This window comes from Gallicola sp. Sow4_E12 (assembly GCF_052116305.1).
In the GTDB taxonomy this organism is placed as follows: Bacteria; Bacillota; Clostridia; order Tissierellales; family Peptoniphilaceae; genus JBQKLI01.
Map to the genome: position 1 here is coordinate 1 of NZ_JBQKLI010000013.1, position 21,187 is coordinate 21,187.

Here is a 21,187-nt window from a genome sequence, read left to right on the forward strand (position 1 = left end):
AATTTTTCTTATACTCATCCCTAAGTTTTTAAATTGATAGATACAAGATCTTTCTTCTATGGTAAGATGTGAATAACTCATAGTATTTTACTCCTTTAAAATGTTTGTTTGGTCACTCACATTTTATCATAGAGTATTTTCTATGAGTTTTTATTTTCAGTGTTGCACTTAGTATGATAATTCATCTGTAAAGAAACGATCCTTGAATTTTATATGCTCAATCATCAGCTTTTCCTGTTCTTCTTTAATGTCAAGATTATAATCTTCTTCATTTTTCAAGACCGGATAGGTGTAGTCTATATGAAAGACGCTGTCTGCTGAAGGTAAAATATTTACATTATAAAACTTAAATTTCCCGATCACTTCTGTAATATTGTCGAACGCCGCTTCCTGCCTTTCTATAACAAAATCCTTTTCGCCGCTGTTTTTAAAAAGCTTCTTCCGCCTCCTGAGGGCTTGAATAAGCTGAATAATTGCCCTCAATTTGATCGCTTATGCTGTCTCCTATAGAAAACCGGGAGACTTTCCCTGACAAAAAAGCTGCAGCTCCTATGATTAAGCCTATAAGGAGCAGCACTCCCCCTATCTTCACCCTTTTATTCATTGTGTTCTCCTTTCCATACGCATAGAAACTTCTCTGCCGATTGCTACAACAATAAATCTAAGAAATTCAATCAATAGAATAGAAGCCCCTGCAACGGCTAAAGCTCCTCCTGCAAAAAATATTTTCGTCATAAGGTTTGCCTCTATAGTATTATAGCCAAGTAAAACCTTTGTAAAATATTTTAATTTCCTATGTACATTTATCCTTCCTGTAAAAACAAACAGGATCTATCGAGCATTTGAATTATTATTGGGTATTATTTGTAATATACTTGAATAATCAGAATATACTTTTAGAATATGTTCGAGAATACTCCTTATTCTATATATTAGGCGGTGAATTATGAAAAAAACGATAATGCTCTTTGTCCTTTTGTTTTCTATTTTTATGTGCTCCTCTTCTTATGCTGAAACATTCTATGAATGGAATGTAGAAGTAGAGCTTTTTAGAAACGGCGACGGTGTGGTTAAAAACACATGGGTCACCGAGGAAGACAAAGGTACGGAAAAATACCTTCCTATCGGAAGCTTAGGCGACAGCGAAATTTTAGATTACAGAGTTCGGGAAAATGGAAAGCCTTTTATCTACAAGTCAGACTGGGACAGCGATGACAGCCGAGAAGAGAAAACCGGACGATACGGAATGATTCAAAAAGGCGATGGAGTGGAACTTGTCTTTGGTATCGGAGAATACGGTCCTCATTGATACGAATTCCAGTACAGGGTTACGGATATGGTAAAGGCTTTGGAAGACGGCCAGTCTTTATACTGGCAGTTTGTCAACAGCGGCTTAGACAATCCCCCTGAAAAAATGGAAATCCGTATCAAAGGCTATACACCTTTTACCTCTGATACTGTGAAGATGTGGAGCTTCGGCTACACTGGAGATATTCAGCTGGAACCGGATGGAACTGTGGCTGCTAACAGCAGTCAAGCTTTAACAAAAAACAGCTACGGCACGATTCTACTCCAGTTTCCCGAAGGGTATTTTAATACAAGCTCTACAGTCTCCCGTACTCAAGAAGAACAAAGAGAAGAAGCTTTTAAAGGCAGCGATTATGGGACAGAAAAAGAGGAAACAGCCTCCGACTATATTCTCTATCTGATCACCGGTCTTATAACAGCTGCCTTTATCTTTATCTTTGTGACAGTTGTCCGCAGGATCTTCTCTGGAATACTCGGGGTAAGAGAGTCTCTTGATTCAAAAATAAACCGTAGAGAATATGAACGAAGAGAACGAGAGCTTAAAGGACAATATTATAGAAACATTCCTTATGAAGGAAATCTGGAAGAACTGCTTTCTATAATGGACTTTTCTGAAACTATCCAGGCCGAGAATATTTTCACCGTCTATCTTCTTAAGTGGATAAAAGAAGAGGCCATAGAGCTTGTTCCCTATGAACGAGGATTGCTTTTTAAAAGAGAAGCAACAGGATTAAGATTTATGGGACAACCGGATCTTCTGACTCATGGAGAAAGATCCTTTTATGAACTTTTGAAAAAAGCCGGCAAAGGTACGGACTTATTAGAACAGCATGTTCTTGAAAAATATCTAAAAAATAATAATAGACAGTATTACAACATTCTAAAGAGTCTTCGAAAATCTTCCACAAAAAAAGCAGTCCAAAAGGGTCTGCTTATAGAAACGGAAAAAGGTCTGTTTCGTAAATACAAAGTCAAAAACCTCACGGAAAGCGGTTTTCAGGTTTTTGATAAAAATATTCAGTTTAGAAATTACCTGAAAGACTATTCCCTTTTAAATGAACGGGAAGGCTATGATGTGCATTTATGGGAAGATTTTATGCTCTATGCTGCACTGTACGGCATTACAGAAGAAGTGTACGAACAGTTTGAGATGATCGAACCACGATTCCATGAAGAGTCTATGTTTACGCCTTCTCTTGTAGGCCGGGCTTCAAATTATTCTTCCCATATGTCGACCTATGCAAAACCTTCTTCCTCTTATTCCAGCTCATCCAGAAGTTCCGGAGGAGGAGGTTCCTCAAGCTCTGGCGGCGGTGGAGGCTCCTCAGGAGGCGGCTCCGGCGGCGGTTCGAGATAGGATTTTAAGAAAAGTGTGGAGTGTGGAAGAGGGAAGTTTTCATTGAAAATAATAGGAACATTTATTTTCTGCATTGGATAAAAACCAGATTCCCTTTTTCTATATGCAGATTAGCTTTCCAACTCTTTATTCAAACCCAAAAGTTCTCCACTGTTTTTTACAAACAAAATAATATATAGCAATCTTTGAATGACTAAATAAACTAGAGTATCGGCTTTCCTGCTTCAGGTAAGTTCGATACTTTTTTATTTAAAAGAATTACGCCCCTTGCTTCTCTATAACTCCATTCTCTACTCTGTGCAACTTTTATCTTCTTTTTAACAGTCTACCTTATCAACTATCGCTTCTTTATCAACCTTCATAATAAAATCATCCCGTCCTTTTATCACGTAGAAAAATGAACGCCCCTCTCATTTTTCCTCCACACTTTTTTTAATTCTTTTCACCGCTCCGCAATATCTGCGAAGCGGTAGTTCACGATTTTTTTCAAATCTTTAGGGTTCATTTCGATCTGGTCGCCGATTCTTCCTGCGCTGAAAAAGATATGTTCTTGATCTTCTGCGCTGTTATCCAGGAAAGTTTTGAAGCTTTTTTTCATGCCGATAGGCGAACAGCCTCCGTGGATATAGCCTGTTAAAGGAAGAAGCTCTTTTGCTTTGATCATCTCGATTTTCTTTTCTCCACAAGCTTTGGCTCCTTTTTTCAAATCCAGTTCTCCCAGAACCGGTACGAGAAAAACATAATATGTTCCCGTCTTTCCTACAGTAACCAATGTTTTAAAAACGGAGGCAGGATCTTGATGGAGTGCATTCGCTACTTCTTCCCCGCTGACAGCCCCTGTGTCCGTATAATTATGGGCTGTGTAAGGAATTTTCTTCTGATCCAGCATTCTCATTACATTTGTTTTTTCTTCCATATAAACTTCCTTTCTCCTTAGAACTTTAAGAACAATTTTCCTTGTGCCGATAATTTCTTCTAAGATTCTTTTCTTTATCCAAATAGTATATCATTCTTTTACAATACACCCTTTTCTAAAGTTTTTTTCTCTATTTCCCTTTCCATGAGCTTTCGCCCGATCTCCTCTGCAGAATCGCCCTTTTGGGAAGGAATATTTGTTAGCACTACCACCGCTGTATTTTCTTCGGTGTTAAGCTCAACATAGGAATTATACTGGGCAGAAGGAGTATTGTGAAAGATATAGTTTCCATCTTTGTTTATCATCCAGCCGATTCCCATGGCTTGAATATTTCCTTGGTTCTCTATAGAAACAATTTCTTCTTTGTTTTTGTAATCATAATAGGGATTGCCTCTCAGCTGCCCCCATATAAATTTCGACATATCTTCTATGGTAGAGGTTAAACCTAATGCAGACAGGTACCCGTCGTAATAAGCCCATTTTGTCGAATATCCCAGTTCCGTCTGATGAACGAAAATCTCTGTATCTTTAAGAATGAGATAATTTTGGACATAGTCGTTCAGAATGGGAAGAATGAAATCTTCCTCAGAATTCCGACTTCCGACAATGACCTCTCCTAATAGGGCATAACCGAAGTTTGAATAACTGAAAGGATGGTTTCCCTTTTCCGGCATATTCTCTTTCAGTTCTTCCAAAATTTCATCTCGTGTGATATTTAAATAGATCTCATCTTTAAAAAGAGAATTAACCGACCGCTTAAGACTCCCATAGGTATCTTTAAACCCCGCAATATGAACAGCCGTTTCTTTTATAGTCGGAGCATCTTCTCCCTCTATAGTTTTGATATACCGGCTGATGGGCTGATTTCTGTCTAAGCGTCCTTTATACTCTTCCTTCGCTAAAAGAGAAGCTGTAAAAAGTTTTGTAAGATCCCCTATCTCATAGACCGTCTCGTCTCCAGAAAGAATCTTTCCTCCTTCTCCATAGGTTGTAATATTCTGTTCTTGTCTATCCATAATACTCACTGCAACTCTGGCCTCCGGATTATCTGTTGTAATTTCTGCTATTTTTTCTTCTACAGTAGTGTTGTCCGCCGTTTCCTTTTTCCCTTTGCAGGAAACGAGAAAGAATATTCCCAGAAAAAATACTGCAGTCCGCATAAACATTTTCTTTTTCTTCACTGCATCCTTCACCTCTTTTCTTTTTCTTACTGATACCCATCTCTTTCTATTTCCTAAAACTCCATAAAAAAGAAGCCTCTTTCGAGACTTCTTTTAGATATCTTTTGTATTTAATACTCTCATGGCATTTAGTATTGCAAGAACTGCCACTCCTACATCGGCGAATACGGCTTCCCACATCGTAGCCATTCCTCCTGCGCCCAGTATTAATACGACAACTTTTATAATCATAGCGAGGAAGATATTCTGCATAACAATTTTTTTCGTTTTCTTTGCAATTTTTAGAGCAGATACAATTTTCGAAGGTTCGTCTGTCATAATAACAATATCGGAAGCTTCGATAGCTGCATCAGAACCCATAGCACCCATGGCGATTCCGATATCTGCTCTAGCAATAACCGGAGCATCGTTAACCCCGTCTCCTACGAAAGCGAGTTTCTCTTTTGTACCGAGTCCCTTAAAGACTTCTTCGAGTTTTTCTACCTTCTGGTCCGGCAGAAGTTCGGAATATACTGTGTCCAGTCCCAGCTCTTCGCCTATCTTTTCCCCTACAAGCCTGCTGTCTCCTGTAAGCATCACAAGGTTCTTGATCCCTTCTTTTCTTAAATCTCGAATAGCCTCGGCAGAGTCTTCTTTCATTTCATCGGAAATGAGAATATGGCCTTCAAATTTCTGATCCACAGAAATATACAGAACCGTTCCAATTCCTTCCGGTTTCTCAAAAGAAATGCCATTTCTTCTTAAAATCTTTTCATTTCCTACAGCGATTTTCTTTCCTTTTACGCGAAACTGGATCCCGTGACCTGGTATTTCTTCGTAGTTTTCGATCTTTCCTTTTTCTACCGGTCCGTTCGCTTCTAGTATAGAAAGCGCAATAGGATGGGTAGAATAGCTTTCTCCTAATGCTGCAAATTCCAACAGCTCTTTTTCACTGTACTTTCCTTCTGTTTCTATTTTAGTAACTTTGAAATTTCCTTTTGTAAGCGTTCCTGTTTTGTCAAAAACAATAGTAGTGACTTGATTTAGGGCTTCTAGATAGTTTCCCCCTTTAATCAAGATTCCATTTTTCGACGCTCCCCCAATTCCTCCGAAAAATCCTAAAGGAATAGAAATAACAAGAGCACATGGACAAGATACAACAAGGAAGATCAGCGCTCTATAGACCCAAGTAGAGAAGCTTTCTCCTAGAATAATCGGCGGTAATATTGCCAGTGCTAATGCGATGAACACCACAGCCGGCGTATACACAGCAGCAAACTTTGTAATAAACTTTTCTGTAGGCGCTTTTTTGCTTCCTGCATTTTCCACCAAGTCCAGTATTTTTGCAATAGTGGAATCTGCATATATTTTTTCTACCTTTACCTTTAAAAGTCCGTTTTTGTTGATCATGCCTGAAAGAATTTTAGAGCCGGATTCTACATCACGGGGCAGAGACTCTCCAGTGATCGCCGAGGTATCCAAGGAAGAAACTCCCTCGATGACTTCGCCGTCAAGTGGAACTCGTTCTCCCGGTTTTATCAGTATAATATCTCCAACTTTTATTTCTTCCGGCGCTGTTTGGAGAATCTCTTCTCCCTGTACGAGATTTGCATACTCTGGACGGATTTCCATTAAAGAAGAGATGGATTTTCTGGAACGATGAACAGCCACATCTTGGAACAATTCTCCGACTTGATAGAAGAGCATAACTGCAACTCCTTCCGGATACTCTCCTACGGCGAATGCCCCTATGGTTGCCACCGCCATTAAAAAGTTCTCATCGAATACTTGTCCTCTGCGGATATTCTGCACTGCTCTCCACAGTACTTCGCCTCCTACTAAGGCATAAGCTGCTAGAAAGATTCCTAAACGAACGGTTCCTTCCGAAGGATACAACAGACCGAAGAAATAAAGAACCGCTCCTGCTATTAATGGAATATATTCTTTTTTATCCAGCCCTTCTTCTTCCGTTTCTTTTTCCCAAGCTTCGATCTCTACCTGGGGTTCGATTTCTTTTACAATTTGTTCTATCCTCGGATAGAGTTTCTTTATACTGCCGCTTCTTTCTGTTTCGATTTTCAGCTTCTGGCTCATAAAATCAACAGAAGCACTGGCTACTCCCTCCATTTTCCCGATGGAAACTTCCATCTTGCTGGCGCAGTTCGCTCAGCCAAGCTCTTTTAAACGATAAGTATAGATATTTTTAGAGGAATCCTTCTTATCTGCGGATTCCAAATTTGTATTTTTAAAAAGTTCTTTTTCCATTTCCTACTCCTTCTCCCGAATATGTTCAAGACCCATGTTCAATATTCTCTCGATATGATCGTCGTCTAAGGAATAATAGACGATTTTTCCATCTCTTCTATTCTTAACAAGGCGGGCTTGTTTTAAGACTCTCAGCTGATGGGAAATCGCCGACTGCGTCATATTTAATAGAAAAGCGATATCGCAGACACACATTTCTGATTTGGATAAAGCCTCTAAGATACGTATTCTCGTAGAATCGCCAAAGACTTTAAAGACTTCTGCCAGATCATATAAATGATCTTCCTCAGCCATGGAGTTTTGAACTTTATTTACAACATCTTCATGGATGACATCGCAGTCGCAGCGATCTATCTCTTTTTCTTGTTTCATTTTAAGCCCCTCTTTCATTTGAATGATTGAACGATTGAACAGTTATTCATATGTATAGGATAAAACTTTTCCTTCCTTCTGTCAATCTTTTTTCACAAAAAAACCGCCTTGTAAGAGACGGTTTTTTATAAAATTCCTCGAAATTCTTTTCTAAGCCTTATAAAAAGAATAGCAGCTCTTATAGTCAGATCAAAGGCTATAGCAAGCCATACTCCTAAAATATCCATTCCAAGCACCATCCCCATTACATAGATTCCAACTACTCGAAGTCCCCAGACTCCGATAATCGTACTATATAAAGGTGTTTTCGTATCGCCGATTCCCTGCAGAGCTCCTGTAAAGACAATCCCAAGCGCCAAAGGAATCTGGGCAAAGGCATCTACCCGCAAAGCCGTTGTTATTTTTGCCACCGCTTCCAGATCTTCTGTAAAAACAAAGGCCGCTTTTGTTCCAAATAGATATAATATCATTCCGCTTATTACAGCGATTATAATCGAAATCCCGGTAATACTCTTCAGATATTCCAATCCTTCTTCTTTATCTTTTCTTCCAAAACAGTTTCCCATGAGAATCGCCGCTGCCGTTGATAAGCCATAAGCGGGCATATAGAAGAAGCTTTCAATATTTCCTGCTATTACATGGGCGGCATATGTCTTTATCCCGATCATGGCGATCAGACTATAGTAAAGGACCTGACCCAACCGCATAACAAGCCGCTCCAAGGCTGCTGGAATAGACAAAAAAATCAGTTCTTTATAATTTGTGTTTGTATAAATTTCTCTTAGGGATAGAGAAAGACCTTTCTTTTTCAGCACTTGAAACATAAAAAAACAACCCAGCGCCCTGGAAATTACTGTCCCGATAGCCGTACCCAATACTCCTAAAGGCGGAATAATCCCCCAGCCGAAGATCAGTATATAGTCGATTCCTACATTAAAAATATTGACTAATGTATTGACAATCATAGGAGTCTTTGTATCTCTAGAAGCTCTAATCACTGCGGCGAGAGAGGTTAAAAGGGAAATAAAAACAGAAGCGCTTCCCACTACATATAAAAAAAGCTTTCCTTCCCGAAGGACTTCTCCTTCTGCGCCCATGATCTCAAGGACCTTTCCTCCTAAAAGAAGGGATGCTATTCCAAAAACGGCTCCAGACAGGATCGCCAGCACTGTAGACTGTATAAAGAATTCCTTTGTTTTTTCTTTTTTACCCGCCCCGATGCTTCTTGCAATCAAAGAGGAAGTCCCGGTTCCTAAAGCAGTAAACACTGCCAGATATACCATCATAAGATTGTTCGCCATACCCACAGCTGTGACGGCAATAAGACCTATTTTTGAGATCATCCAAGTGTCTACAAACCCTACCAGAGCGTGAAGTATATTCTCCACCGCAGCAGGGAGCGCCAGCTGAAAGATCTCTTCTTTTTTTCCTTTCATAGTCTGCCTCTTTCTATTTTAAAAACTGATTTAAGGCCTCGTTAAATTCTTTCAGCACCTCTTCGTCATCTTCCTTTACTGCATCCACAACACAGTGATTCATATGGTCTAAAAGAATAATCTTTCCTACGTTGTTAATGGCAGAGCGTACTGCGGAAAGCTGAATTAAGATCTTGCTGCAGTCTTCTCCTTCTTCGATCATTCTCTTTATAGATTCTAAATGGCCGATCGCCCTCGACATCCTGTTGATGACTTTCTTTGTATCCTGATGTGTATGATTTTTTTCCATAATTTCCTCCTTATCCCCCTAGGGGGGTTATTTTTATTAGGATACATCATTTTAAGAATACTCGCAAATATTCTCTTTCTTTTACACAGATTTTACTAAAAACGTATTGACAACCATCTATGAGAGTTTTATACTACAGATAGATACTCATCAATGAAAGAGGTGAAGACATGGAATTGAAAGAAACGGCCTTAGACTATAAAGAAATTTCTGAACAATTAAAGGTTCTGACGGATCCGAACCGTCTTATGATTATAGAAATGCTTTCTTGCGGAGAATTATGCGCCTGCGAAATTTTAGAAAAACTTCATATCACCCAGCCCACATTATCCCATCATATGAAAAGTCTTTCGGAATCGAATATTGTAAAAAGCCGAAAAGAAGGAAAAAACACTTATTATCAATTAAATCAAGAAGAAATCGAATCTTTAAACGGCTTTCTTCAGACTATTTTTAAAGATACGGAAAACTGTATCTGCAGAGGGTGAAAAAAAAGACTAAAAGAAAGTGTGGAGTGTGATAGAGGGGAGAGGGGAGTTGTGGAGGAAAAATGAGAGGAGCGTTCATTTTTCTACATCGTAAAAAATAGGATGGTTTTTTCTAGAACGAAACTTGATTTTAATGTATAGAGTATCCCTTGCTTTAGGGTATTCTTGTTTTATAAAATAATCTTAATAAAAATATTTTGTTATTAATACTAATTCTTCGAAAGGAGAATATATTTTTTGATTTTCATATAGATAAGTATCTATATAATAACTAGGAGGAATGATTATGGGTTCTAAAAAATTGCAAACTGGAGGTATCAGCTTTTTTGAAAAATACCTTACTTTATGGGTGGCTCTTTGCATGGCTGCCGGTATTTTAATCAGTGTCTATCTCCCTGTAATACCGGACTTTTTAAATCAATTTACTTATGCGGAGATCTCCATTCCTATCGCTATTTTGATCTGGGTTATGATCTATCCGATGATGATGAAGGTGGATTTTAAAAGCATTACCGGCGTCGGCAAAAATCCTAAAGGTTTATTTATAACATGGATCACAAACTGGCTGATCAAGCCTTTCACAATGTATGCAATAGCATCTTTCTTTTTCTTCCTGGTCTTTAAAAGTTTTATCCCGGAAGAATTAGCAAGAGATTATCTTGCAGGAGCAGTTCTCTTGGGTGCTGCCCCTTGTACGGCGATGGTCTTTGTCTGGAGTTATTTAACAAAGGGAAACCCTGCTTACACCGTTGTGCAGGTAGCGACAAATAATCTTATCTTGATTTTTCTTTTTATCCCTATCGTAAAGCTTCTTCTAGGAGTCAGCGAAGTAGTTGTTCCTTGGGATACATTGATTTTGTCTGTAGTACTTTTTGTAGTAATCCCCCTTATCGCTGGGGTAATTACCAGAATTTATATGATTCATAGAAAAGGAGAGGATTATTTTAATAATCACTTTGTGAAAAAATTCAGCAATACTACAACCATAGGACTGCTTTTGACACTGGTTATTATTTTCTCTTTCCAAGGAAGAACGATTATAGAACATCCTCTTCACATTCTTCTAATCGCTATTCCTTTAACGATACAAACCTTTCTGATCTTCTTTATCGCTTATCTTACTGCGAGAGCCGTAAAACTGCCTTTCGCAATCGCAGCCCCTGCGGGGATGATCGGAGCATCGAATTTCTTTGAACTGGCTGTAGCCGTTGCCATCGCCCTTTTCGGTGCAGCATCTCCTGCGGCACTGGCTACAACTGTAGGGGTTCTGGTGGAGGTCCCTGTAATGCTTACCTTGGTGAAGATCGCAAACTCTACAACACACTGGTTTAGGAGGGTTTAAATGAAAGCAAAAGTCGGGTTTATATGTGTACACAATTCCTGCAGAAGCCAAATGGCGGAAGCCCTTGGAAAACTCAAAGCATCGGATACCTTCGACAGCTATTCTGCCGGTACAGAAACTGTCCCTGAAATCAATCAAGATGCAGTGTCTATTATAAAAGAGCTCTACAATTACGATATGTCGGAACAGAAGTCCAAACTATTAACCGAACTTCCCCCTCTAGATATTGTGATTACAATGGGCTGCAATGTAAACTGTCCTTTCCTTCCCTGCAGTTATCGGGAAGACTGGGGTCTCGACGACCCTACCGGCAAAAGCCATGAGGAATTCGAAAAAACAGCGAGATTAATTGAAGAAAAAATAGCAGATCTGAAAAAGAGAATTGATAATGGAACAATTCCATTGGAAAAGGAGTCTTAGAATATGAAAAAAATGGAAATATACGAACCAGCTATGTGCTGCACAACAGGAATCTGCGGAGTCTCGGTAGATCCTGAACTCCTTCGAGTAGCAGCGGTCATCGACAACTTAAGAAAAGCCGGAGCAAAAATCAAACGTTATAATCTAAACAGCGCACCGATGAAATTTATAGATAATAAAAAGGTCAACGAATATATACAAACAAAAGGAGCAGAGGGTCTTCCTATCGTCTTAGTCGATGGAGAAATTGTTCTTGAGCAAAAATATCCATCTGATGAAGAATTCGAAGATCTTTTATCCCTTCCCAGAGGTCTTTCTAAAGCTTCTAAAGAAAAAGAAGAAGTTATAGAAAACCCCCGAACAAACTGCTGAGGTTAATCATGATATTATTTAGTCTAAATAATTTAAAATTGACAAAATACCTTTTCTTTACTGGAAAAGGAGGCGTCGGAAAAACATCTACAGCTTGTGCAGCTGCTGTAGAGCTTGCCGATAAAGGAAAAAAGGTACTTTTAATCAGTACTGATCCTGCATCAAATCTCCAAGACGTGTTCTCGAAAAAATTAGACAGCAAAGGAACTCCCATCGAAGAAGTACCGGGTCTTACTGTAGCGAATCTCAATCCTATAAAAGCGGCCGAAGAGTATCGGGATTCTGTACTTGCCCCTTACCGGGGAAAACTTCCGGACTCTGTCCTTTCTTCTATGGAAGAGCAGCTTTCTGGATCCTGTACTGTTGAAATCGCTGCATTTAACGAATTTTCGAACTTTATCACAAATAAAGATGTAAAGAGAGAATACGATCATATTATTTTTGATACTGCACCTACAGGCCATACCTTGCGAATGCTGCAGCTTCCTTCTGCATGGAGCAGCTTTATCGATGAAAGCACTCACGGCGCTTCCTGCCTTGGACAATTAGCAGGGCTGGAAGATCAAAAAGACATGTACCGCTTGGCTGTAGAAACTCTGTCGGATGGAAAACGCACCACATTGATCTTAGTGACGAGAGCCGAAGAATCTCCGCTTAAAGAAGCTTCTAGGGCCTCCGCTGAACTTTCAGAAATCGGTGTGAAAAATCAGCTTCTTATCATAAACGGACTGATTACAGAACATAACGACCCTGTGTCCGAAAGCTTCTATCAAAAGCAGCAGAAGGAGTTAGAAAAGAAACCAGCTTCTTTATCCTCATTAAAAACATACTATATCCCTCTTCGGGCCTATAATATTACCGGAATCGAAAACGTAAGATCCTTGTTGAAAGAGGATCATTATCAGACCCAAGAAGAAAGCCTTTTAACAGAAAACCCAAAAAAACTCCAGGATATTATCGATCGTTTGGATAAAGAAAATAAGAAAGTAATCTTCACTATGGGAAAAGGCGGGGTTGGCAAAACAACTATCGCTGCAGCTATCGCTTTAGGCTTAGCCGACAGAGGAAAACAGGTTCATCTTGCTACTACCGATCCTGCAGCCCATTTGCAGTACGTTATCCAGGACAGCGAAAATCTTACAACAAGCTTTATTGATGAAGAAAAAGAATTAGAAAAATACAAAGAAGAAGTTCTATCAAAAGCGAGAGAAAACCTATCTGAAGAAGATTTAGACTATATTAAAGAAGATCTTGCTTCTCCATGCACCCAGGAAATCGCCGTTTTTAGAGCCTTTTCCGAAGTAGTAGACCAGTCTCGAGATAAAATCGTTGTGATCGATACAGCACCTACAGGACACACCCTTTTATTATTAGATGCGACTCAAAGCTATCACAAAGAAATCGAACGCTCCCATGGCAATATTCCGGAAAGTGTAAAAAGACTTCTTCCTACTCTTCGAAATGAGAAAGAAACAGAAGTGATTATCGTAACTTTGGCAGAGGCAACTCCAGTTTATGAGGCGACCCGCTTAGAAGAAGATCTGAAAAGGGCAGGAATCTCCAGCAGATGGTGGATTATCAACTCTTCTCTTTATTTAACAGATACGAAAAACGAACTTCTAAAAGCTAAAGCAAATCATGAAATAGAATGGATCAACCGTGTAGATAAAGACACGAACCATCATTTCGCCCTGATCCCTTGGCATCAAGAAGAGATTAAAGGAGAAGCACTTAGAAGACTCTAAAAGAAAGTATGAAGAACCTAGAAGCAGTGTGAAGTGTGCTAGAGGGAGTTGTTAATGAAAATAATAGGAACACTTTTTTACTGCTTATTAGAAACAAAAAGTTCTCGAATATTTTTTACAAATATCCTAATTTCACTGTGGAAATAATAGGTGTGTGAATAATTTTGTGTATCGGCTTTCCTGTGCAAGGTAAAGCCGATACTTTTTTACTCTAAAGAAACCCGCCCGACTTTTACTATGTAGAAAAATGAACGTTCCTTTCATTTCTTCTCCACATCTCCACTCTCACACTCTTCTTTTAAGCTCTCTATACTTTCTTTCACCTAACCCTTTTTTTAATAAAAACAATGCCAGCAAAGCGATTATTAATGAGGTTACCGGAAAATTCAGCCACAGTCCTGTTAGTCCTAAGGGCCAGAACAGGAGAATTAAAGCTACAGGTACAATTAAGGCATTCGATAGGGAAAGAATCGTTGCGGGGAAAGATTTGTTAATGGCTATTAGAAAACTTTGAGCTGAAAACCCGAACCATCTTGTGATAAAGGTGAAACTAAAAATCACCAGTGCAGCTGCAGAAGCCGCTGTTGCTGCAGTACCCTCGGAATGAATAAAGAGTCCTGTGATGGTCTCTGGAAAGAAAAAGGAGGCTAAAAAAGAGAACAGGGACACCACACCGCTTCCTATAAAACAATACTTCCCAATCTCTTTTACCCGCTTTAAATTTCCCGCTCCCCAATTGTATCCGATCGCCGGCTGTAAAGAATCGCAGACGCCGTACAAAATCATCTGAATAAAATCTCCTACATACATCAACACTCCGTAAACCGCTACAGCTCCCGCTCCTCCTAAAAGAATCAGTACACGGTTCATAATAATCGATGTAAGCCTTCCTGCAACATTGTTTAAGAAAGTAGGCATGCCTGTAGTTATAACTCTTCGGATCAGGGAAATACTAAAAGCCGGTCTACGGAAACGAAGTGTTTCTTTTCCCCGCAGAAAGGGTGCTGCTGCTAGTACAACGCAAATAGAAAGGCTGAGGCAGTTTCCCAATGCAGACCCCACAAGGCCCAATCGAAAAACGACTAATCCTAAGAAAATAAAAAGGGCGGAAAGAATAGACATAAATATATTAAGATACATACTTCCCCGAATTCTGCCGCATATTTTCCAATAGTTATCCATGGCGAAGATCAAAGTCGTAACAGGAGAAAAAAGTGCATAGACACGCATGTAGCTTACTGCCAAGTCTTTAAGCTCTCCCTCTGCTCCTAGCATTCCGATGAAAACAGGAGCTCCTAGATAAAGAAGAGTCCCCATCATAACTCCGGCAGCAATAATCATAATACAAGCACAGGTGAAGAAATTATCCGCTTCTTTACTCTTCTTCTGCCCTAAGCTGATGGATATGGGGACTGAGGATCCTACTCCGATGAGATCCGCTAAAGAAAAATTGATAAACACAAAAGGAAAGGCGAGATTAAGGGCTGCAAATGCTGTTTCCCCTAGGATCTGTCCCACAAAAATCCCTTCCAAAAGACCATATAAAGACCCTGCCAGCATACCAAGAGTGCCAGGAACCGCCGCCATAAAAAATAATTTTATTGGCTTTGTCTGCTCAAATAATTGATTTGAATCCATCCTTTCTAGAACCTCCTCTCTTTTTCTTCTCTAAAGATGTCCATTTATACTAATAAAACTTTGTACTGCTGTCAACTTTTTCAAAGCCTGGTCATTGACAAGAAAGTCTATAAAAACTATACTATTGCATATAAGTCCTATATGATCACTATGAATAGAAAGGAGTATACTATGCTAAAAATAGGCCGAGTTATCGAAAAAAGAACAGCCTCCGTTATTGTATCCGTTCCGGAAGAAAACCAAACCGCTAAAGGGGAAGGCTGTCCCCACTGCAGTCTCCATGGAGAAAATAAAGAATATGAAGTTTTCGACTATCCTGCCGTCGAAATAGGAGACACTGTTGAAATAGATCTTCAGGAAGGACAGATGGCAAGGGATGCATTCCTTGTTTACGGCACGCCGTTTTTATCCTTTCTAATCGGAATCTTTGTCGGTTTTTTACTCTTGCCGGAATATAAAGATATCGGATCCTTCGCCATTGGAATTTTATTTGCCTTTGCTACATTTTTCCTTCTAAGAGCTTTTCAAAAGAAAAAACCGAAACCAGCAAGAATCCAAATAACAAAAGTTTTATAGATCCAGCATTTCTTTTAAAAAAACGGATAGGTATCAAGACAACAGTTGGCTGATACCTATCCGTTTTTATTCTTCTATTCTTTTTCTGATATTTTTCTTTAAATCTTCAAAGGCTTCTTTGTATTTTGTGGATCTCGCTTTCTCAAACTGGGAGATCAAACGCTTCTCAAGGAAAGATGCTTTTCTCGCCCGTATTTCTTTTACCTTCTCATACCCTTCTTTTGTAAACCCTAATTCTTTAAGGGTTTTTACTTCTTTAAAATCCAGCTGGATCTGCTTACCCAGTCTGGAATCCAAGGCCTCCGTACTGCGTTCATAAACCTGCTCGCCCAGCTGATCGCTGATCTTTTTCATAATTCCCCTCAGCTCGTCGATTTCTTTTACTCGGCGGTTGATCTTAAGAAGACTCAATATCGTAAGTACAATGTCTGTTGCAAAGAAGACAGCTAAAACACCTAGAACGGCAGAAACTGCAGTATTTGAAAGAGACTCATAGAAAAAATGAATCGGCGGATGAAGAATCTTAATCAGAAAGACTCCGCAAATCCCCCATCCGAAGCTGAACAAGGGGCAGATATATCCCTTTAAATTTAAGGGATATTCGGAATAATCCCACCATCGCTGGTGAAAGAAAAAATTCAAAAGTACTCCAACAATAAGTTCTAACAAACTTCCTACTATCAAAGTCATAACAAAGACTGCTAAGGCGCTGGAGAAAAAGCGGCTTCCTTCTATAATAAGAAGAGCTGTTATTCCATAAATAGGACACCACGGCCCTAAAAGAAATCCTCTATTGATAAAACGTCCTTTTTTAAATCCCTGATAAACTATTTCCAGGCACCACCCCAAAAAGGCGTAAATATAAAAATAAGCAATATATTCCATAAATGTCCTCCTGAAATATTATTGTATACCATCTATGAAAAATACAAAACATCGTTTTTTACTTATGAGAGTCTCGCAGCTTTCTCAATTTTTCAAAAGGAATATAGTTTACAATCAATGCCACTCCGATTCCAATGGAAGTATCTAAGATACGGTTTCCCGCAAACCAAAAGGGGCTTACATCGTCTCCATGGGTTATAGTGACAGATAAAAATACGACACACATTAAATAAGTCGCATTTTTCTGTTTGATCCACACTGAAAAATGAATGATAGGAATGAGCATTAGGGAAATAATCAGCTCCCGGATTATTTCAGGATCTATAGACAAAAATGTGTTCTCAATAAAAAGATAAAACATCCCCCACAGCCCGCCGATAATCGTAGCGATCTCTCTGTTTTTTGCAAACTTCCAGCTGTTTTCCATATCCTTCTGAATACAAAGAACTGCAGCGATAGCCGCATAAAAAGGCACACCGCCGGTTCTAAAGGCATCGATGGCAAAACAAAGAAAAACTGCGATCACAGTTTTTGTTGTTCGCAAACCAATCTTAAAGGGGATACTCTCCACATCTTTCATGAAACTAAATTTCATTGTATAACCTTCTCTCCTTATAGTTCTATTACAATAAGATTCATGGTTATTCTACTCCTTCTCCATAAAGATATCAAAAAAGCTTTCTAGAAAATTCGCAAGCTGCAGACAGACTATCAATTTTAAGGATCCCCTTTATCCTTTTAACAACACCCGCTTCTCTAACTGCCTACATAATAAAATCATCCCATCTTTTTTACTATGCAGAAAAATGAACGCCCCTCTCATTTATCCTCCACCACTCCACTCTCTCACTCTTTCTTTTGAAGCTTTTGCCCAAACAAAAAAGACACCCCTTGGATGTCTTTTTTTTAACTCTATAAATATTCGCTGTATACTTCTTTTACTCCGATACAATCTAATGCCGGTATCGGCTCGCTGTAGTTTTCGATTTCTCTTAATCGTACTACTTCGCCATTTTTGTTTAAAAGCTGTACATATTCCATTACTTTCTTATCAATATCTTCATAAGAACCTTCGATTTCCAAAACAACTTCTTCAAAAACAGGTCTTTCGATTAAATGTTCTAATAATACTTTGACTGAATATATTTTATTCACAATTTCACCTCGCTAAGTTGTCATTGCGAGTTATTATATAAAAATAAAATGGAAATGTACAGGGGTAAATTAAACTTTTTCTTCTTTTAGAAATATTGTAATAATAAAACCGATTATAAACAGCGGTAGAATCCCGAAGATCGATAGTCTTGCATTGCCTGTAATATCTGTAACGAGACTCATGACAAGAGGTCCGATAATCGCCGCAAACTTTCCAAACACATTGTAAAAGCCGAAAAACTCGTTGCTGTTTTCTTTCGGTATAATTTTTGCATAATAGGATCTGGAAAGCGCCTGAATTCCGCCTTGGGCAGAACCGACTAAGGCTCCTAGTATAAAAATCTGCTCCACGGAGTTGATTTGAGAAGCGAAAAAGACGGCAATAATATACGTAATAATTCCAACTTGAATCATTCTTTTCGTACCGAATTTTTTCGCCAGAAGCCCATAGGCTATGGCGCAGGGAAAGGCGATAATCTGTATGACTAGAAGAATTCCTAAGAGCATAAACATATTCAGCCCGCCGCCTAGAATCTGCTCTGTATAGGGAACTACCATTTTTATAATCGTATCCACTCCATCGATATAGAGAAAATAGGCCAAAAGGAAGACAAATATCTGCTTATGGCTTCGGATTCTAGAAAGCGTCGATCCTAATCGTTTAAAACTGTTCACAACTGTATGTTTCTCCGGATTTACTCCGTAAATCTGCTTTACATTCTTAAGAAGAGGAAGAGTCAGAATCAGCCACCAGAGGGCTGTAATACCGAAGGCGATCTGAAAACCCAGAAACTCTTCCATTCCCGCAAGATAAATCACAGCCAGGGAAATACCAAAGGGAATAATACTTGCAATATAACCGAATGCAAACCCGAAGGAAGAAACTTTATCCATCCTTTCATCGGATGCGATATCCACTAAAAAGGAATCGTAAAATACATTTGCCCCTGCGAAACCGATCGCAGAAAGTACAAAGAAAAAGATCAGAAGCTGCCAGTTTCCATATGGAACAAAGGCCAAAGCCAGGGTGGAAAAAATTCCCCCGAGAGCAAACAAAGCAAACATCTTTTTCTTCTTGCCTTTATAATCCGCATAGGTTCCTAAAATCGGACTGATTATAGCGATTATAACCGATGCTAAGGAATTAAAATAACCTAAATCCATCCCTTCTCCGGCTCGAAACATAGTGAAATACAAGGGAAGAAAAGCCGTGGTAATCGCCATAGAATAGGCTGAATTCCCGCAGTCGTAAAGAATCCAGGACCATTCTTTTTTGTTCAAAGAATTTTTCATAATATTACCTCTCCATTCTTTCTAAGCTATACTTGGTTTTCCTTAAAGTTCAGCAGTTCGTAACGGCTGTCGATTATTTTTCTTTCTCTTTCATGCTGAAAGTTGTCAATCGTTCTATCATAAACATAATTAGAATAGTCTCGAATAATCTCCTTGTTTTCTTTTGTTGCTTGATGATAAGAGGACAGCAGTGCATCCATCACCGCCGATACGACAAATAGATCTTCTTTTCCATAAAATACGATCTGATTTAGGGAATCCTCCAAGTCTTTCTTTAGATTAAAGCTTTCATAGATTACCGCAAGCCTTGAATCTTCAGTCTTAGAACAATTGTAGCATCCTTCTACTGTACTGATTTTTCCAAGAAGTACTCCTGCAAAATCCAGACACTTCATAGCAGTATTCGGATCGTTAATTCCTGGCGATATCGCTCGAAGTGCGATGTCGATAATTTTTTGTATCGAATATTTATAATCTTTTGTTGTAATTCTTTTTTCTTTTACAGTAAAACTTTTAAGGAGTTCTTCCTTTAAACCCAGAAGATTATCCTCTGCCAAATGGCTCCAGTCATTGTAATAAAGAGAGGCAACTTTTTGATTTCTCGATACAAAATCTCCTATAGACGGATGGATAACCAGCATCCCTTCCTGATCCTTATGCTTTTCAAGCAGTTCCTCTAGTTCGATCAGTTCTAAGAAACCATCGCAGTCTATATAAAAATCCTCCTTGTAATGATAACTTTCCAAGCTGTAATCGGATATCCTTTCCATATCGCTGATTTCCTCAATGGAACGGTCGATCACTTCCGCACTTTCTCGAAATGTATTCACAATTAAATTTCCAGACTGTATCAGCGAAGAAACAGAAAAGATGAAAATAACAAAATTTATTACACTGTATATTGTGTAAATTATAGCTACAGTAGCAGATAATACCATAACATCCAAATCTGAAGTTTTCATGAAAAATAGAGTCATAATAGAATAAATAAATCCGCCGACAAATAACCCCAATACTTTCATCGTGATCTTTTTAGCTAAGAAATTTTCCACGACTCTTGGAGAATAATTAGAAGAATAGGTCGACAGTACGGAAAGTATCGTAGAAAAAGTAAAAGTTGTAATCGTTAGAAAGGAACCACTGAGGGCCGTTAATATTGATCTGGCTACATCAATTTTTGTCAGCAGCAGTTCTGGAATGAAACCTTTCCCAATCCCGAAATAGTCCACCCCTATAACTATAATGGTCAAAAGCAATGCGACTGCGATATACCTTAGAAGATAAATAGCACTTTTATGGCTGTCCATAAAAAGACGAATTTTTCCCATATCATCCCTCCTTATATTTTTTATTTTATCATATCTGGGAAGAAAGGTTTTTTCTCACCAAAAAATCTGCCTGAATTCTCAGGCAGATTTTCTGTTTCTTATCAGTTCATGAAAAAAATATTATTCTAAAACATAATTGGGAGGAGAAACTGATAAAAAACAAGGGTATAGATTCATCTCTGTACTTCTTGAGTATATATACTAATTATGTAATTATTATGAAATAATCTCACCTATACCTATTTTTAACCTGTATTTCATATAAAACACCTTTCCATTTCACCTCGGCTTTCGATATAATTACAATTAACGAAAACAACAATATAAGGAGGTCTTATGAGAAAATCTTGGGATCAGTATTTTATGGAATTGGCAAAAACGGTCGCCACAAGAGGAACCTGCGATCGAGCCTATGTAGGCTGTGTCATTGTAAATAAAGATAATCGAATTGTGTCAACGGGATATAACGGGTCCGTTGCGGGAAACCCCCACTGTGATGATGTAGGACATCATATGAGAGACGGTCATTGTATCGCCACGATTCATGCAGAGATGAATGCTCTCCTTTATTGTGCAAAGGAAGGGATACCTGTGAAAGACTGCCATTGTTATGTGACCCATTTTCCCTGTTTAAACTGCACAAAGGCTTTAATCCAAGCAGGCATCTCTAGAATCTATTATGGTTCTGCTTATCGGATCGATGATTATGCTGTGGAACTATTAAATCGAAACGGCATCGACTTTATCGAAATCCCGCCTGAAATGGATTAAATACAGGCTTTTGTTGACATATAGAAAATATTATTATACTATTTTAGGAAGTCACACGCTTTTTTACTATA

Annotated in this window: 24 protein-coding genes; 9 read left to right on the forward strand and 15 right to left on the reverse strand. The window is 38.7% G+C overall.

Going from position 1 to position 21,187, the window contains the following annotated elements:
* From ACTQ46_RS07805 to ACTQ46_RS07815, 3 genes are all read right to left on the reverse strand, one after another.
* The coding region (locus tag ACTQ46_RS07805) for a helix-turn-helix domain-containing protein (protein ID WP_441748834.1) at positions 1-81 on the reverse strand (81 nt) is incomplete at its 3' end.
* Between the two features lie 87 nt (positions 82-168).
* On the reverse strand, positions 169-483 hold the full coding sequence (locus tag ACTQ46_RS07810) for a hypothetical protein (RefSeq protein ID WP_441748714.1): 315 nt from the start codon (positions 481-483) through the stop codon (positions 169-171).
* 117 nt (positions 484-600) lie between these two features.
* Positions 601-735, reverse strand: coding sequence for a hypothetical protein (locus tag ACTQ46_RS07815; RefSeq protein WP_441748716.1), 135 nt, complete (start codon positions 733-735; stop codon positions 601-603).
* A 211-nt stretch (positions 736-946) separates the two neighbouring features.
* On the opposite strand from ACTQ46_RS07815, the gene ACTQ46_RS07820 reads away from it, so the two are divergent.
* Complete coding sequence (locus ACTQ46_RS07820; protein WP_441748718.1) at positions 947-1,309, forward strand: hypothetical protein; 363 nt, start codon at positions 947-949, stop codon at positions 1,307-1,309.
* A 27-nt stretch (positions 1,310-1,336) separates the two neighbouring features.
* Positions 1,337-2,665 carry a DUF2207 family protein gene (locus tag ACTQ46_RS07825; protein ID WP_441748719.1) on the forward strand — a complete coding sequence of 443 codons (1,329 nt, stop codon included), beginning with the start codon at positions 1,337-1,339 and terminating at the stop codon, positions 2,663-2,665.
* A gap of 442 nt (positions 2,666-3,107) precedes the next feature.
* On the opposite strand, the gene ybaK is transcribed toward ACTQ46_RS07825, so the two are convergent.
* The 6 genes from ybaK to ACTQ46_RS07855 form a co-directional block, all read right to left on the reverse strand.
* Positions 3,108-3,581: a Cys-tRNA(Pro) deacylase gene (gene ybaK / locus ACTQ46_RS07830; RefSeq protein WP_441748721.1), complete on the reverse strand. Its 474-nt coding sequence runs from the start codon at positions 3,579-3,581 to the stop codon at positions 3,108-3,110.
* A 98-nt stretch (positions 3,582-3,679) separates the two neighbouring features.
* Positions 3,680-4,762: a serine hydrolase domain-containing protein gene (locus tag ACTQ46_RS07835; protein ID WP_441748723.1), complete on the reverse strand. Its 1,083-nt coding sequence runs from the start codon at positions 4,760-4,762 to the stop codon at positions 3,680-3,682.
* A gap of 93 nt (positions 4,763-4,855) precedes the next feature.
* Positions 4,856-6,697 (reverse strand): heavy metal translocating P-type ATPase, encoded by a 1,842-nt coding sequence (locus ACTQ46_RS07840; RefSeq protein ID WP_441748835.1) that lies wholly within the window; start codon positions 6,695-6,697, stop codon positions 4,856-4,858.
* 312 nt (positions 6,698-7,009) lie between these two features.
* The gene (locus tag ACTQ46_RS07845) at positions 7,010-7,378 is read right to left on the reverse strand and encodes an ArsR/SmtB family transcription factor (RefSeq protein WP_441748725.1); all 369 of its coding nucleotides are present in this window, start codon (positions 7,376-7,378) and stop codon (positions 7,010-7,012) included.
* A 125-nt stretch (positions 7,379-7,503) separates the two neighbouring features.
* Positions 7,504-8,814 carry an MATE family efflux transporter gene (locus tag ACTQ46_RS07850; protein WP_441748727.1) on the reverse strand — a complete coding sequence of 437 codons (1,311 nt, stop codon included), beginning with the start codon at positions 8,812-8,814 and terminating at the stop codon, positions 7,504-7,506.
* Positions 8,815-8,827: 13 nt separating this feature from the next.
* Entirely contained in the window at positions 8,828-9,103 is a 276-nt protein-coding gene (locus tag ACTQ46_RS07855; protein WP_441748729.1) for a metal-sensing transcriptional repressor, read from the reverse strand.
* Positions 9,104-9,273: 170 nt separating this feature from the next.
* Between ACTQ46_RS07855 and ACTQ46_RS07860 the strand changes: the two genes are divergently transcribed.
* From ACTQ46_RS07860 to arsA, 5 genes are all read left to right on the forward strand, one after another.
* A complete protein-coding gene (locus tag ACTQ46_RS07860) occupies positions 9,274-9,591 on the forward strand; it encodes an ArsR/SmtB family transcription factor (protein ID WP_441748731.1) in 318 nt (105 codons plus the stop codon).
* A gap of 286 nt (positions 9,592-9,877) precedes the next feature.
* Positions 9,878-10,933, forward strand: coding sequence for an ACR3 family arsenite efflux transporter (gene arsB / locus ACTQ46_RS07865; protein ID WP_441748733.1), 1,056 nt, complete (start codon positions 9,878-9,880; stop codon positions 10,931-10,933).
* The gene (locus ACTQ46_RS07870; RefSeq protein ID WP_441748735.1) at positions 10,934-11,353 is read left to right on the forward strand and encodes an arsenate reductase ArsC; all 420 of its coding nucleotides are present in this window, start codon (positions 10,934-10,936) and stop codon (positions 11,351-11,353) included.
* A gap of 3 nt (positions 11,354-11,356) precedes the next feature.
* A complete protein-coding gene (gene arsD, locus ACTQ46_RS07875) occupies positions 11,357-11,725 on the forward strand; it encodes an arsenite efflux transporter metallochaperone ArsD (protein WP_441748737.1) in 369 nt (122 codons plus the stop codon).
* An 8-nt stretch (positions 11,726-11,733) separates the two neighbouring features.
* Positions 11,734-13,470 carry an arsenical pump-driving ATPase gene (gene arsA / locus ACTQ46_RS07880; RefSeq protein WP_441748739.1) on the forward strand — a complete coding sequence of 579 codons (1,737 nt, stop codon included), beginning with the start codon at positions 11,734-11,736 and terminating at the stop codon, positions 13,468-13,470.
* A 285-nt stretch (positions 13,471-13,755) separates the two neighbouring features.
* Here the strand turns inward: arsA and ACTQ46_RS07885 are convergent, their stop codons facing one another.
* Positions 13,756-15,108, reverse strand: coding sequence for an MATE family efflux transporter (locus tag ACTQ46_RS07885; protein ID WP_441748741.1), 1,353 nt, complete (start codon positions 15,106-15,108; stop codon positions 13,756-13,758).
* A gap of 171 nt (positions 15,109-15,279) precedes the next feature.
* Here ACTQ46_RS07885 and ACTQ46_RS07890 point away from each other — a divergent pair, with 171 nt between their 5' ends.
* Positions 15,280-15,684 carry a SoxR reducing system RseC family protein gene (locus ACTQ46_RS07890; RefSeq protein WP_441748743.1) on the forward strand — a complete coding sequence of 135 codons (405 nt, stop codon included), beginning with the start codon at positions 15,280-15,282 and terminating at the stop codon, positions 15,682-15,684.
* 66 nt (positions 15,685-15,750) lie between these two features.
* Here ACTQ46_RS07890 and ACTQ46_RS07895 read toward each other — a convergent pair whose 3' ends face one another.
* From ACTQ46_RS07895 to ACTQ46_RS07915, 5 genes are all read right to left on the reverse strand, one after another.
* Positions 15,751-16,569, reverse strand: coding sequence for a putative ABC transporter permease (locus ACTQ46_RS07895; protein WP_441748745.1), 819 nt, complete (start codon positions 16,567-16,569; stop codon positions 15,751-15,753).
* A 58-nt stretch (positions 16,570-16,627) separates the two neighbouring features.
* Positions 16,628-17,164 (reverse strand): FUSC family protein, encoded by a 537-nt coding sequence (locus tag ACTQ46_RS07900; protein ID WP_441748747.1) that lies wholly within the window; start codon positions 17,162-17,164, stop codon positions 16,628-16,630.
* A gap of 317 nt (positions 17,165-17,481) precedes the next feature.
* Positions 17,482-17,724 (reverse strand): hypothetical protein, encoded by a 243-nt coding sequence (locus ACTQ46_RS07905; protein ID WP_441748748.1) that lies wholly within the window; start codon positions 17,722-17,724, stop codon positions 17,482-17,484.
* Between the two features lie 69 nt (positions 17,725-17,793).
* Positions 17,794-19,017: an MFS transporter gene (locus ACTQ46_RS07910; protein WP_441748750.1), complete on the reverse strand. Its 1,224-nt coding sequence runs from the start codon at positions 19,015-19,017 to the stop codon at positions 17,794-17,796.
* Positions 19,018-19,043: 26 nt separating this feature from the next.
* Entirely contained in the window at positions 19,044-20,345 is a 1,302-nt protein-coding gene (locus ACTQ46_RS07915) for a DUF2254 domain-containing protein (protein ID WP_441748752.1), read from the reverse strand.
* A 336-nt stretch (positions 20,346-20,681) separates the two neighbouring features.
* Between ACTQ46_RS07915 and ACTQ46_RS07920 the strand changes: the two genes are divergently transcribed.
* Positions 20,682-21,116, forward strand: coding sequence for a deoxycytidylate deaminase (locus tag ACTQ46_RS07920; protein ID WP_441748754.1), 435 nt, complete (start codon positions 20,682-20,684; stop codon positions 21,114-21,116).
* The last annotated feature ends 71 nt before the right edge of the window (positions 21,117-21,187 follow it).

What these genes read in the sequence shown, in the direction of transcription:
- ACTQ46_RS07815 (WP_441748716.1), bottom strand. Translation starts at nt 735, where the DNA reads ATGACGAAAATATTTTTTGCAGGAGGAGCTTTAGCCGTTGCAGGGGCT.
- ACTQ46_RS07820 (WP_441748718.1), top strand. Translation starts at nt 947, where the DNA reads ATGAAAAAAACGATAATGCTCTTTGTCCTTTTGTTTTCTATTTTTATG.
- ACTQ46_RS07825 (WP_441748719.1), top strand. Translation starts at nt 1,337, where the DNA reads ATGGTAAAGGCTTTGGAAGACGGCCAGTCTTTATACTGGCAGTTTGTC.
- ybaK (WP_441748721.1), bottom strand. Translation starts at nt 3,581, where the DNA reads ATGGAAGAAAAAACAAATGTAATGAGAATGCTGGATCAGAAGAAAATT.
- ACTQ46_RS07845 (WP_441748725.1), bottom strand. Translation starts at nt 7,378, where the DNA reads ATGAAACAAGAAAAAGAGATAGATCGCTGCGACTGCGATGTCATCCAT.
- ACTQ46_RS07850 (WP_441748727.1), bottom strand. Translation starts at nt 8,814, where the DNA reads ATGAAAGGAAAAAAAGAAGAGATCTTTCAGCTGGCGCTCCCTGCTGCG.
- ACTQ46_RS07855 (WP_441748729.1), bottom strand. Translation starts at nt 9,103, where the DNA reads ATGGAAAAAAATCATACACATCAGGATACAAAGAAAGTCATCAACAGG.
- ACTQ46_RS07860 (WP_441748731.1), top strand. Translation starts at nt 9,274, where the DNA reads ATGGAATTGAAAGAAACGGCCTTAGACTATAAAGAAATTTCTGAACAA.
- arsB (WP_441748733.1), top strand. Translation starts at nt 9,878, where the DNA reads ATGGGTTCTAAAAAATTGCAAACTGGAGGTATCAGCTTTTTTGAAAAA.
- ACTQ46_RS07870 (WP_441748735.1), top strand. Translation starts at nt 10,934, where the DNA reads ATGAAAGCAAAAGTCGGGTTTATATGTGTACACAATTCCTGCAGAAGC.
- arsD (WP_441748737.1), top strand. Translation starts at nt 11,357, where the DNA reads ATGAAAAAAATGGAAATATACGAACCAGCTATGTGCTGCACAACAGGA.
- arsA (WP_441748739.1), top strand. Translation starts at nt 11,734, where the DNA reads ATGATATTATTTAGTCTAAATAATTTAAAATTGACAAAATACCTTTTC.
- ACTQ46_RS07885 (WP_441748741.1), bottom strand. Translation starts at nt 15,108, where the DNA reads ATGGATTCAAATCAATTATTTGAGCAGACAAAGCCAATAAAATTATTT.
- ACTQ46_RS07890 (WP_441748743.1), top strand. Translation starts at nt 15,280, where the DNA reads ATGCTAAAAATAGGCCGAGTTATCGAAAAAAGAACAGCCTCCGTTATT.
- ACTQ46_RS07895 (WP_441748745.1), bottom strand. Translation starts at nt 16,569, where the DNA reads ATGGAATATATTGCTTATTTTTATATTTACGCCTTTTTGGGGTGGTGC.
- ACTQ46_RS07900 (WP_441748747.1), bottom strand. Translation starts at nt 17,164, where the DNA reads ATGAAATTTAGTTTCATGAAAGATGTGGAGAGTATCCCCTTTAAGATT.
- ACTQ46_RS07910 (WP_441748750.1), bottom strand. Translation starts at nt 19,017, where the DNA reads ATGAAAAATTCTTTGAACAAAAAAGAATGGTCCTGGATTCTTTACGAC.
- ACTQ46_RS07915 (WP_441748752.1), bottom strand. Translation starts at nt 20,345, where the DNA reads ATGGGAAAAATTCGTCTTTTTATGGACAGCCATAAAAGTGCTATTTAT.
- ACTQ46_RS07920 (WP_441748754.1), top strand. Translation starts at nt 20,682, where the DNA reads ATGAGAAAATCTTGGGATCAGTATTTTATGGAATTGGCAAAAACGGTC.